Source organism: Paraburkholderia sp. SIMBA_027, from assembly GCF_046535315.1.
Lineage (GTDB): Bacteria > Pseudomonadota > Gammaproteobacteria > Burkholderiales > Burkholderiaceae > Paraburkholderia > Paraburkholderia tropica.
In genome coordinates, this window is record NZ_JAWRWY010000003.1 from 38,533 (window position 1) to 50,946 (window position 12,414).

A 12,414-nucleotide genomic window follows, 5' to 3' on the forward strand; every position below is an offset into this window, starting at 1 on the left:
ACTGCGTGAAGTCGAATCGTCATTGCGCGCGTTCACGTTCGCGCCCCAACATCATGAACGAACCTCTCGTTGCCGACAGCGCCGCCGCCAGCCGCGTCGCCGAGCTTGAAATTCACGGCATGACCTGCGCCTCGTGCGCGATGCGCGTGGAAAAAGCGCTCGCGAAAGTGCCGGGCGTCACACGCGCGTCGGTGAATCTCGCGACGGAAAAAGCCACCGTCGAAGCCAATGCCGACGCCGAAGGCGCTCAGGTTGCCGCCTCGGCCTTCGCCGATCGCCTCGTGGCCGCCGTCGAAAAAGCCGGCTACGAAGCCGCGCCTATTGTCGACGAAAATCCCGCATCGGCGGATAACGACGCCGATTCCCCGGCAATCGCCCATTTCGCCATCGGCGGCATGACCTGCGCCGCCTGTTCGAACCGCGTCGAGAAAGTGTTGGCGAAAGTGCCGGGCGTGGCGAGCGTCAGCGTGAATCTGGCGACCGAGGAAGCCGCCGTCACGCTGAACGGGCCGCTTTCGGGCGAGATGAGCGATCAACTCGTCGCCGTCGTGAAAAAGGCCGGCTACGAGGCCACGCCGATCGTCAAGGACGCGCCCGCCGGGTCCGCGGCTCACGCCGCCACGGATTCGGCCGCCCACGGCGGCGCGCCGTCACGCGCCGCGGCCGCCGAAGACGCCGCGCGCCGCGAACTGCGCGCCGTGCTGATCGCCGCCGTGCTCACCGCCCCGCTCGTCGTGCCGATGTTCGGCCACTGGCTCGGTCTGCACTGGATGCTGCCCGCCGCCGCCCAGCTCGTGCTCGCGTCGATCGTCCAGTTCGGCTTTGGCGCGCGCTTCTATCGCGCCGCCTGGAAGGCCGTGCGCGCGGGCGCGGGCAACATGGATCTGCTGGTCGCGCTCGGCACTTCGGCCGCGTGGGGCGTCAGCGTCTACGCGATGCTCGCGCATCCGGGCGACACCGCGCATCTCTATTTCGAAGCCTCGGCGGTCGTGATCACGCTGGTGCGCTTCGGCAAGTGGCTCGAAGCGCGCGCCAAGCGCCAGACCACCGACGCGATCCGCGCCCTCAACGCGCTGCGCCCCGAACGCGCGCGTCTGCGCGAGAATGGCGCGGAGCGCGACGTGCCGCTCGCGCAGGTGCGCGTGGGCGCGATCGTGGTCGTGCGGCCGGGCGAGCGCCTGCCGACCGACGGCGTCGTGCTTGAGGGCCGCAGTCATGTCGACGAATCGCTGATCACCGGCGAAAGCCTGCCGGTGCCGAAGGAGCCCGGCGAGCCCGTCACCGCCGGCTCGATCAACGGCGAAGGGCTGATCGCGGTGCGCACGACGAAAATCGGCGCGGAAACCACGCTCGCGCGCATCATCCGTCTCGTTGAAAGCGCGCAGGCGGAAAAAGCGCCGATCCAGCGTCTCGTCGACCGCGTGAGCGCCGTGTTCGTGCCCGCGATCCTCGTGATCGCCGCGATCACGCTGGGCGGCTGGCTGCTCGCGGGCGCGTCCGCCGAAACCGCGATTCTCAACGCGGTCGCCGTGCTGGTGATCGCCTGTCCGTGCGCGCTAGGGCTCGCCACGCCCGCCGCGATCATGGCGGGCACCGGCGTAGCCGCGCGTCACGGCGTGCTGATCAAGGACGCCGAAGCGCTCGAAACGGCGCACAACGTCGGCGTGGTCGCCTTCGACAAGACCGGCACGCTCACGCTCGGTCAGCCCTCGCTGACGGCGTTCGAGCCCGCCGGCGGCTTCGTGCGCAACGAGACGCTCGCGCTCGCCGCCGCCGTGCAGCAGCACAGCGATCATCCGCTTGCGAAGGCCGTGGTGAAGGCCTACGACGACGCCTCGCAGGGCGCGCCGCTGCCCGCCGCCGACGACGCGCGCGCGGTGCCCGGACGCGGCGTACAGGCGCAGGTCGAAGGCTGGCAGCTCGCCATCGGCAGCGCGCGCTGGGTCGCGGAACTCGCGCTCGACGTGCCGTCCGCGCTCGCGGCGCGCGCCACGGCGCTGGAAGCCGAAGGCAACACGATTTCGTGGTTGATCGGGACGCAGTCCGGCGCGCAGTCGAACGCGCAATCGGAGGCAAATCCGAATGCAAAACCCGACACCGTGCTCGCCCTGCTCGCATTCGGCGACACCGTGAAGCCGACCGCGCGCGACGCCATCGCGCGTCTGAAGTCGATGGGCATCCGCAGCGTGCTCGTGACCGGCGACAACGCGGGCAGCGCTCATGCCGTGGCCGCCGAACTGGGCATCGACGAAGTCCACGCGCAGGTCCTGCCCGACGACAAGGCGCGCACGATCCGCGACCTCAAGATTCGCAGCGGCGCGATCGTCGCGATGGTCGGCGACGGCATCAACGATGCGCCCGCGCTGGCCGCCGCCGACATCGGCATCGCCATGGCCACCGGCACCGACGTGGCGATGAACGCCGCCGGCATCACGCTGATGCGCGGCGACCCGGCGCTCGTCGCCGCGGCGATCGACATCTCGCGGCGCACGTGGCGCAAGATCCAGCAGAACCTGTTCTGGGCCTTCGTCTACAACCTGATCGGGATTCCGCTCGCCGCTTTCGGGCTGCTCAATCCGATGCTCGCAGGCGCGGCGATGGCGTTCTCCAGCGTGAGCGTCGTGACCAATGCGCTGCTGCTGCGCACCTGGCGCGACAAACGCTAAAGCGCCCGCCTCAGCGCACGATCCTTTTTCAAACACATTGTTCAAACTGAGCGCGCGACGGTCACCGCCGTCGCGCGCTTTTTTTGTTGCGCCGTGCATTCCCATTTATTGCGCGGATCGGAATGCATTATTTTCGTGTGCGAAGTATTGAGTGCATGCTGCTAACGCGTGGCTAACGCGCAATTATTGCGGTTGATGCATCGTGCGCACGCGCGCCGCGAGCGATATTCATCCGAAGATATAACGCAAAAATCGCGATGTATCGCGGATTTTCCTGTCTGTGCCGCGCGTTTCGTTGCATCGCCGCACATTTTTTCGCGTACCCCTCAAGGATTCACGAAGCTGGCCGTAAATCGTTTGCCAGCGCTTCGAAAGCGCCCGGTCCCTCCGCATTATTCTTTTCAGGAACCGCTTCAATGATTCCATCCGTCCAGCGACGCACGAGCGTCGGCGTGCGGCTCGCGCTACTTTCGTGCGTGCTCGTCGCCGCGATCTTCGCGGCCTTCACATGGGCGCTCACGAACAGCGCCGCCAACCAGGTCGGCGACCAGGTGCGCGCGCGCATCGCCGAGAAAGACCATTCGGTCGCCTCGACGATCGCCCTCATCGACAGCGCACTCGACGCCGAAGTCGACCGCTCGATGTCGCTCTTTGCGAGCTTCCTGCCCGGCGAGTTCGCGCTCGATCCCACGCAGACCGTCGACATCAACGGCAAGGCCACGCCGACCTTCAAGGTCGGCGACCACGTGCTGAATCTCGACTTCTCGATCCCCGATCAATTCCTCGCACGCAGCGGCGCCATCGCGACCGTGTTCGCGCGCAGCGGCGACGACTTCGTGCGCGTGACGACCTCGCTCAAGAAGCAGGACGGCTCGCGCGCGATCGGCACGCTGCTCGACCGCAAAGGCCCGGCCTATGAGCCGATCGTCGGCGGACGCAGCTACGCGGGCCTCGCGCAACTGTTCGGCAAGCAATACATCACCGAATACCGGCCGATCACAGACGCCGGCGGCAAGGTGATCGGCGCGCTGTTCGTGGGCGTCGACGTCGACAAGCAGATCGACGCGATCAAGTCGGAAATCGGCAAGCTCAAGCTCGGCCAGACCGGCTATTACTTCGTGCTGGATGCGTCGAACGGCGCCACGCGCGGCAATTTCATCGTCCATCCGGCCGACGCGGGCAAGCATTACGACGACGCCAACGCGCCCTACACGCGCATGCTCGAAGCCGGCGAAGGCACCTTCGAGTTCACGGGCGCGGACGCCTCGCTCGGCGAGCGCGACTCACGCGCGAAACTGGTCTCGTTCGTGAGCGCGCCGCAATGGCAATGGCTCGTGGGCGGCGTGGTGCCGCGCGACGAGATCATGGCCGAAGTGAACGCCACGCGTAACCGCTTCGCCGCGATCGGCTTCGTGCTCGTGGTGCTGTTCGCCGCGCTTTCGATCTACGCCGCGCGCCGCATGGTGAGCCAGCCGCTCGACGCCGCCGCGCACGCCGCCGGCCGGCTCGCGGCGGGCGACCTCACGGTGCGCATCGGCGCGTCGCTCGATCCGCACGGCGCGCAGTCGATGCAAGCATCATCCGTATCATCCCCCTCGCTCGACGACGCGCAGAACCAGGGCGCTGACGAAATCGGCCGCCTCACGCGCGCGATCGACGGCATCGGCGTGGGGCTCGCGCAGATCGTCTCGCAGGTGCGCAGCGCGAGCGCGCAAATGAGCGACGGCACCTCGCGCATCGCCCAGGGCAGCGGCGAGATCGCCGAACGGATCGCGAGTCAGGCGAGCAGCCTCGAAGAAACGGCCGCGAGCATGGAAGAGATCACCTCGACCGTGCAGCAGAACGCCGACCACGCACAACGCGCCAACACCGTGGTGACGGGCGCCGCCGAGGCCGCGCTCGAAGGCGGCCGCGCCGTCGAACGCGTGGTGGCGACGATGCAGGACATCAGCCGCGCCTCGCAGAAGATCGGCGACATCACGAGCGTGATCGACGGCATCGCGTTCCAGACCAACATCCTCGCGCTCAACGCCGCCGTGGAAGCGGCGCGCGCGGGCGAGCACGGCAAGGGCTTCGCCGTGGTGGCGAGCGAGGTGCGCGCGCTCGCGCAGCGCAGCGCGGCAGCGGCCAAGGAGATCGCGGAACTGATCACCGAATCGACCTCGACCGTCGATACCGGCTACCGTATCGCGGGCGAAGCGAGCACGACGATGCGCGCGATCGTCACGCGCGTGGAAGAGGTGCGCTCGATCATCGCCGAGATCAGCGTAGCCTCGCGCGAACAGTCGGGCGGCATCGAGCAGGTGAACATCGCGGTCTCGCAGATCGGCGAGGCCACGCAGCAAAATGCCGTGCTGGTCGGCGACGCCGAGCGCGCCGCCGCCGCTTTGTCCGAACAGGCCGCGACGCTCGCGGAACTCGTGAGCGTGTTCAAGGTGCGCGGCTAGGCAAAAGTTGGTGCGCTTCGGCGCGCGGGCCGCAACGAAAAAGCCGGACGGCGCATGGCGCGCCGTCCGGCTTTTTTTATCGACTGCGAATTTTGGAATACGAAATTCGGCATGCGAAGTTGGCCGCGAATATGGCCGCAAAGCACGCGGCTTCGCGCAAAGGTTTTAACGCACGATGGTCGCGCGGCTCGCGAGCGACTGCACGCGCTGGTTCACAGCGGCGTCCAGCGCTTCGGCCTTCAGTTGACGACGGATTTCGTCCTTCACTTCGGCGTAGCTCTGCACCTTCATCGGACGCTTGTCCTGCAGCTTGACGACGACCCACGCGTCGTCCGACTTGACCGGCTGCGGCGCGACGCCGCCCACCTGCAACTGCGCGAGGGCTTGCGCGACGTCCGTCGGCACGCCGCGCGTCTTGCCGTCGACCACGGGCGTCTTGAAGCTCACCCACGGCATCTGGCCGCCGTTCGCCTTCGACGGCGCCAGGCTGACCTGCTTCGCCACGGCGTCGAACGTCTGCCCTGCCTTCAATTGCGCGATCGCGTTTTGCGCTGCGGCCTGATCGGCAACGACGATCAGTTGCGGCTTGAACTCGTACTGGCCGAGTTCGGCGTTCACGGTGGTGTACCGCGCCTTGATCTGGCGCTCGGTCGGATCGGCGGCGCGCACGTTCGCTTCGAGCCACGCGCGGATCGCCATGTCGGTCTTCTCGGCCTCGGGCGCCTGGGCGACTTCCGGGCGCTTGTCGAAGTGGTCGTGGACGGCTTGCTGACGCAGCAGTTCGCGGGCGATCAGACCGTCGCGCAGCGCTGCGCGCAGTTGCGGCGCGTCGGGTGCGCCGTTGGCGGTGACCTTGCGGACGGTGTCGTCGAGCGCGGACTGCGGAATGGCCACGCCGTTGACGACGGCGACCGCGCCGGCCGGCAACGCCGCCGACTGCGACGTCGCGCCGGATTCGCCGGCCGCGTGGGTGAGCGTGGGCAGCACGGTGCTGACAGCCACGGAAGCGAATGCGGTCACGCACAGCGTGCGGATCAGGTGGGACATGCGGATCACTGCGGGGAACTCCAAGGTTTGAATGCGTGTGCGCTTCGCGGCGGAAGGCCAATCGAGGGAATCTAGCGGAACTTCGCTCAGGAATGCGTCAGCAAGTGTCAAAGCTAAAAAGTAGTCACCCGGGATGTGACTTAGGTCAGCACATGAATGGATCTGCTGAGGTGGCTTACTGAGTGTCCGTTGCGAGGAATCGCTGCCAGATCAACGGCCTGGCAGAGATGCAGACAGCTTGTCCACAGGGCTGCCAACAATTTCTGTGGACAAGATGGTGCCTGTTTTTGCGGCACACGGCGGGGTGTGCCAAAACGGGGCATCGCGGGGGAAAACGCTTATTCATCAGCAAGTTGGCGCACTCACCCCAAGGTTACTCACAGGGCTATCAACGAAAACTGTGGAAAACTTTGGGGTGCTGCGCAGGGGCTGCGAAGCGGCGGCGAAGTTCGCGCCAGACTTTCGGCGAGCACCGCACACGCCGGCGAATCCATCCGCTCACACTGTCCGCTCATCATCCTCCGGCACCCCGCCAAAATCCGCGCGCACCGCCCCCTTGCGCCCGATCAACCATCACGCAAAACCCGCGCTCGCAATCACTCGATGCTGTTACCGTGCGCGCTCAATTTCGCCTGAGCGCCGATTCGCCAACGCGCCAGGCGCCCGGCACCCCGCACCAGCCCGAGCACCGCTTCATGACGCCCGCCTCCCGGCCGCCTTTGCGCCACAAGATCGCCGCCCTCTACGCCTTCCTGCTGGCCCTGAATACGGGTGCGTGGCTGTGGGCCATCTGCGTTTTCCGCGATCATCCCGCGCTGCTCGGCACGAGCCTGCTGGCCTGGTCGCTCGGTCTGCGCCACGCGTTTGACGCCGATCACATCGCCGCCATCGACAACGTCACGCGCAAGCTCATGCAAGCCGGGCAGCGTCCGCTCGAAGTCGGCCTTGCGTTCTCGCTCGGCCATTCGACGATCGTTGTCATCGCCACCATGGCGATCGCCGCGACGGCCGCCTCGTTTCAAGGTCCTCTGGAGCGCTTTCGCGACACCGGCGCGCTGATCGGCACCTGCGTTTCGGCGGCGTTCCTGTTCGCCATCGCGCTATTCAATCTGCTGATCCTGCGCTCGGTCCTGCGCACCTACCGGCGCGTACGGCGCGGCGAAGCCTGGAGCGAAGCCGATCTCGACGTGCTGCTCGCGGGCCGCGGTCTGATCGCGCGGCTGCTGCGTCCGCTCATGCGGCTCGTGACGCGCGGCTGGCATATGTATTTCCTCGGCTTCCTGTTCGGTCTGGGTTTCGACACCGCGAGCGAGATCGGCCTGCTCGGCATCGCCGCCGCGAGCGCCACGCAGGACCTGCCGATCTGGGCGATCCTCGTGTTCCCCGCGCTTTTCACCGCGGGCATGACGCTCGCCGACACCACCGACAGCCTGCTCATGCTGGGCGCCTACGGCTGGGCGCTCGACGACCCGTTGCGCAAGCTGCGCTACAACCTGTCGATGACCGCGCTCTCGGTCGTCGTGGCGGTCGTCGTGGGCGGCATCGAAGCACTCTCGCTGATCGGCCAGCGTCTCCATCTCGAAGGCGGCGTCTGGCGCGCCGCCGATACGCTCGGCGACCAGCTGGGTCTCGGCGGGTTCATCGTGGCCGGTTTGTTCGCCGCCGGCTGGCTCGCCTCGATGGCGCGCTTTCGCGCCCGATCCGGCACTCCCGCATCGCGCACGCCGGCCGGTCATTCCTGACGAATTCTGACAGTCCCGCATCTCGGCGTGCCGCTGAATAAGCCCTCACGCATCGGAATTATCCGATAGCCAATCTGAATTGACTCCGGTCAAAACAAGATGGCCACCCAGGCCAGATCATTCCATTTTTTCGCAGCCCACACGGTCCATCAAGGAGGCCATCTTGGAGACGTTCTACGACGCCATGCGCGCACAGGGTGTGACGCGGCGCAGCTTCCTGAAGTTCTGCAGTCTCACGGCCACCGCGCTCGGTCTCGGTTCGGCGTTCGTGCCGCGCATCGCACACGCGCTCGAAACCCGTCCGCGCACGCCGGTGATCTGGCTGCACGGGCTCGAATGCACGTGCTGCACCGAATCGTTCATCCGCAGCGCGCACCCGCTCGCGAAGGACGCGATTCTCTCCATGATCTCGCTCGACTACGACGACACGATCATGGCCGCCGCCGGCCACCAGGCCGAGGCGATCCTCGAAGACATCCGCACGAAGTACAAGGGCAACTACATCGTCGCCGTGGAAGGCAATCCGCCGCTCAACGAAGACGGCATGTTCTGCTTCCCCGGCGGCGAGCCCTTCGTCGAAAAGCTCAAGCGCGTGAGCGCCGACGCCAAGGCCGTCATCGCGTGGGGCGCGTGCGCCTCGTGGGGCTGCGTGCAGGCGGCGAAGCCCAATCCCACGCGCGCCACGCCGATCGCCGACGTGATTCTCGACAAGCCCATCGTCAAGGTGCCGGGCTGCCCGCCCATTCCCGAAGTGATGGCCGCCGTGATCACCTACATGGTCACGTTCGACCGCCTGCCGCCGCTCGACCGCCAGGGCCGCCCGAAGATGTTCTACGGCCAGCGCATTCACGACAAATGCTACCGGCGTCCGCACTTCGACGCGGGCCAGTTCGTCGAAAGCTGGGACGACGAAGGCGCGCGCAAGGGCTACTGCCTCTACAAGATGGGCTGCAAGGGCCCGACCACCTACAACGCCTGCTCGACGGTGCGCTGGAACGACGGCGTGTCGTTCCCGATCCAGTCGGGCCACGGCTGTCTCGGCTGCTCCGAAAACGGCTTCTGGGACAAGGGTTCCTTCTACGACCGCGTGGTCGACATCAACCAGTTCGGCATCGAGCAGAACGCCGACCGCATCGGCATGAGCGTCGCCGGCGTGGCGGGCGCGGCCATCGCCGCGCATGCGGTCGTCAGCGCGATCAAGAGCACCGTGCTCAAGCGCAACGACCTCAAGCCGCTGCACGAGATCCACGACAACAATAACCATCAGGAGCCGCGGCAATGAGCTACGCAACCCAGGGCTTCACGCTCGACAACAGCGGCCGCCGCGTGATCGTCGACCCGGTCACGCGCATCGAAGGCCACATGCGCTGCGAAGTCAATCTCGACAGCAACAACGTCATCACCAACGCCGTCTCCACGGGCACGATGTGGCGTGGTCTCGAAGTGATCCTGCGCGGCCGCGATCCGCGCGACGCGTGGGCCTTCGTCGAACGCATCTGCGGCGTCTGCACGGGCACGCACGCGCTCACGTCGGTGCGCGCGGTGGAGAACGCGCTCGGCATCGCGATTCCCGAGAATGCGAATCTCATCCGCAATCTCATGCAGGCCACGCTGTGGGTGCACGACCACCTCGTGCACTTCTATCACCTGCACGCGCTCGACTGGGTCGACGTGGTGAGCGCGCTCAACGCGGACCCGAAGCGCACCTCCGAACTCGCGCAGAGCATTTCCGACTGGCCGCTGTCCTCGCCGGGCTACTTCCGCGATCTGCAATCGCGGCTGAAGCGTTTCGTCGATTCGGGCCAGCTCGGGCCGTTCCGCAACGGCTACTGGGGCCATCCGGCCTACAAGCTGCCGCCCGAAGCCAATCTGATGGCGGTCGCCCATTACCTCGAAGCGCTCGATTTCCAGAAGGAAATCGTCAAGGTGCATACGGTGTTCGGCGGCAAGAATCCGCATCCGAACTGGCTCGTCGGCGGCGTGCCCTGCGCGATCAATATCGACGACGTGGGCGCGGTCGGCGCGGTCAACATGGAGCGCCTGAATCTCGTCTCGCAGATCATCGACCGCACGATCGAATTCGTGCAGCAGGTGTATCTGCCCGACGTCGTCGCCATCGCCTCGTTCTACAAGGATTGGGCCGCGATCGGCGGCGGCATTTCGGGGCAATCGGTGCTCTCGTACGGCGACTTCCCCGACCACGCCAACGACTACGGCGACAAGAACCTGCTGGTGCCGCGCGGCGCCGTGGTGAACGGCAACTTCAACGAGATCCTGCCCGTCGATCTGCACAACCCCGAGGAAGTGCAGGAGTTCGTCGCGCACTCGTGGTATCGCTATCCGGACGGCAAGCAGGGCCTGCATCCGTTCGAGGGCGTGACGGAGCCGCATTTCGAACTGGGCGGCGCGACCAAGGGCCATCGCACGAAGATCGAGCAGATCGACGAATCGGGCAAGTATTCGTGGATCAAGGCGCCGCGCTGGCGCGGCCACGCGATGGAAGTGGGGCCGCTCGCGCGCTATCTGATCGGTTATCACCAGAATCGCGCGGACATTCGCGAGCCGGTGGACGCGCTGCTCGCGAAGCTCGGCGCGCCGGTTTCCGCGCTCAATTCCACGCTCGGCCGCACGGCGGCGCGCGCGCTCGAAGCCGACTGGGCCGCCACGAAGATGAAGTACTTCTTCGACCGCCTGATCGGCAATCTCAAAGCCGGCGACACGGCCACCGCGAACGTCGACAAATGGGAGCCCGCGTCGTGGCCCGCGCAGGTCAAGGGCGTCGGTTTCACCGAAGCGCCGCGCGGCGCGCTCGGTCACTGGATCCAGATCCGCGACACGAAGATCGACAACTACCAGTGCATCGTCCCGACCACATGGAACGGCTCGCCGCGCGACGAGCAAGGCCAGATCGGCGCGTTCGAGGCCAGCCTCATGAACACGAAGATGGCGAAGCCCGACGAGCCGCTCGAAATCCTGCGCACGCTGCACAGCTTCGACCCGTGTCTCGCCTGCTCGACGCATGTGATCGGGCCGGCGGGCGAGGAACTCGTCAACGTTCAGGTGCGCTGAGGCGCGCAAGCGAGGTCGCAATGTCCAGGCAAAAGCAACTTAAGACCTACAGTTTCGATGGCAACGCGCCTGCCGAATTCGAAGGCAAGCGCGTCACGTCGGTCTACGTGTATCAGGCGCCCGTGCGGCTGTGGCACTGGCTCACCGTGCTCGCGGTGATCGTGCTGACCGGCACGGGCTTTCTGATCGGCAAGCCGGTTTTTCCCACGCTCTCGGGCGAGGCGAGCGCGCATTTCATGATGGGCTGGCTGCGCTTCGCGCACTTCACGGCGGGTTACGTGCTCGCCGTGGGGCTCGTGTTCCGCGTGTGCTGGGCGTTCTTCGGCAATCACTTCTCGCGCGAGATATTTCTCGTGCCGGTCTGGGATCCGCAGTGGTGGCGCGAACTTTTTTACGAGTTCCGCTGGTATCTGTTCCTCGCGCGCTATCCGAAGAAATATGTCGGCCACAACCCGCTCGGTCAACTCGCGATGTGCGGCTTTTTCATCGTCGCGGTGCTGATGTGCGTGAGCGGCTTCGCGCTCTATGGCGAAGGCCTCGGCACGACGAGCTGGGCCTCGCACACGTTCGGCTGGGTCATCTCGCTCGTCGGCGGCAACAGTCTCGCGCTGCATAGCTGGCACCGTCTGGGCATGTGGAGCATCGTGCTGTTCGTGATGATCCACGTGTATGCGGCGATTCGCGAAGACATCATGTCGAAGCAAAGCATGATCTCGACGATGATCAGCGGCTTCCGCATGTTCAAGAACTGACATGCGCGACTCGATCTCTCATTCGCAAGACGTGCCGCAAAGCGCGCCTCAAGCAGCGCCGCCGCACATCGTCGTGCTCGGCATCGGCAACGTGCTGTGGGCCGACGAAGGCTTCGGCGTGCGCGCCGTCGAGGCGCTCAACGCGCAATACGCCTGCGCGCCGAACGTCGAACTCGTCGACGGCGGCACGCAAGGTCTCGCGCTGCTGCCGCTCGTGGAGTCGGCGCACAAGCTGATCGTGTTCGACGCGATCGACTTCGGTCTCGCGCCCGGCACGCTCGACGTGCGCGAAGGCGACGAGGTACCCGTTTGCCTGCAGGCGCGCCGCATGAGCCTGCATCAGATGGGTTTCGCCGACGTGCTCGCCTGCGCGCAACTCAAGGGCAACTATCCGCAGGAAATCGTGCTGATCGGCGTGCAGCCGGTCGAACTCGACGACTTCGGCGGCAGCCTGCGCGACGCCGTGAAAGCGCAGATCGAACCGGCTATCGCGCAAGCCTGTCGTTTCCTCGAACGCTGGCAGGCCGCGCCGCGCGCGCGGCCGGCTTCCTCCGCGTCACCTTCTGGCGCCGAGCCGCTGAACGCGGCGAGCCTCGCGCTCGCGGCCTACGAAAACGGACGCCCGAGCGAGCGCCTCGCGAACCGCGACGGCGACACGCGCTTCTGGCGCCCACAGGAGAACGTCTGATGT

The 12,414-nt window shown here is 66.3% G+C and carries 8 protein-coding genes; 7 read left to right on the top strand and 1 reads right to left on the bottom strand.

The genetic code is table 11. The features are described from left to right. Positions 1-53: 53 nt before the first annotated feature. Entirely contained in the window at positions 54-2,666 is a 2,613-nt protein-coding gene (locus SB764_RS05805) for a heavy metal translocating P-type ATPase (protein WP_410862911.1), read from the top strand. A gap of 416 nt (positions 2,667-3,082) precedes the next feature. Beyond that, the gene (locus SB764_RS05810) at positions 3,083-5,113 is read left to right on the top strand and encodes a methyl-accepting chemotaxis protein (protein ID WP_110325677.1); all 2,031 of its coding nucleotides are present in this window, start codon (positions 3,083-3,085) and stop codon (positions 5,111-5,113) included. A gap of 165 nt (positions 5,114-5,278) precedes the next feature. On the opposite strand, the gene SB764_RS05815 is transcribed toward SB764_RS05810, so the two are convergent. Beyond that, positions 5,279-6,160 (bottom strand): peptidyl-prolyl cis-trans isomerase, encoded by an 882-nt coding sequence (locus tag SB764_RS05815; protein ID WP_110325679.1) that lies wholly within the window; start codon positions 6,158-6,160, stop codon positions 5,279-5,281. A 695-nt stretch (positions 6,161-6,855) separates the two neighbouring features. Between SB764_RS05815 and SB764_RS05820 the strand changes: the two genes are divergently transcribed. The 5 genes from SB764_RS05820 (at position 6,856) to SB764_RS05840 (ending at position 12,411) form a co-directional block, all read left to right on the top strand. After that, the gene (locus SB764_RS05820; protein WP_065065356.1) at positions 6,856-7,902 is read left to right on the top strand and encodes a HoxN/HupN/NixA family nickel/cobalt transporter; all 1,047 of its coding nucleotides are present in this window, start codon (positions 6,856-6,858) and stop codon (positions 7,900-7,902) included. Positions 7,903-8,065: 163 nt separating this feature from the next. Beyond that, a complete protein-coding gene (locus SB764_RS05825; protein ID WP_110325681.1) occupies positions 8,066-9,184 on the top strand; it encodes a hydrogenase small subunit in 1,119 nt (372 codons plus the stop codon). Next, positions 9,181-10,971 (top strand): nickel-dependent hydrogenase large subunit, encoded by a 1,791-nt coding sequence (locus SB764_RS05830; protein ID WP_065065324.1) that lies wholly within the window; start codon positions 9,181-9,183, stop codon positions 10,969-10,971. Before SB764_RS05825 ends, SB764_RS05830 begins: the two co-directional genes overlap by 4 nt. Before the next feature lie 20 nt (positions 10,972-10,991). Beyond that, complete coding sequence (cybH, locus tag SB764_RS05835) at positions 10,992-11,723, top strand: Ni/Fe-hydrogenase, b-type cytochrome subunit (protein ID WP_065065323.1); 732 nt, start codon at positions 10,992-10,994, stop codon at positions 11,721-11,723. Between the two features lies 1 nt (position 11,724). Further along, complete coding sequence (locus SB764_RS05840) at positions 11,725-12,411, top strand: HyaD/HybD family hydrogenase maturation endopeptidase (protein WP_065065322.1); 687 nt, start codon at positions 11,725-11,727, stop codon at positions 12,409-12,411. Positions 12,412-12,414 lie beyond the last annotated feature (3 nt).

Excerpts from the sequence above, each read along its gene's own strand:
- SB764_RS05805 (WP_410862911.1), top strand. The coding sequence starts at position 54 with ATGAACGAACCTCTCGTTGCCGACAGCGCCGCCGCCAGCCGCGTCGCC.
- SB764_RS05810 (WP_110325677.1), top strand. The coding sequence starts at position 3,083 with ATGATTCCATCCGTCCAGCGACGCACGAGCGTCGGCGTGCGGCTCGCG.
- SB764_RS05815 (WP_110325679.1), bottom strand. The coding sequence starts at position 6,160 with ATGTCCCACCTGATCCGCACGCTGTGCGTGACCGCATTCGCTTCCGTG.
- SB764_RS05820 (WP_065065356.1), top strand. The coding sequence starts at position 6,856 with ATGACGCCCGCCTCCCGGCCGCCTTTGCGCCACAAGATCGCCGCCCTC.
- SB764_RS05830 (WP_065065324.1), top strand. The coding sequence starts at position 9,181 with ATGAGCTACGCAACCCAGGGCTTCACGCTCGACAACAGCGGCCGCCGC.
- cybH (WP_065065323.1), top strand. The coding sequence starts at position 10,992 with ATGTCCAGGCAAAAGCAACTTAAGACCTACAGTTTCGATGGCAACGCG.
- SB764_RS05840 (WP_065065322.1), top strand. The coding sequence starts at position 11,725 with ATGCGCGACTCGATCTCTCATTCGCAAGACGTGCCGCAAAGCGCGCCT.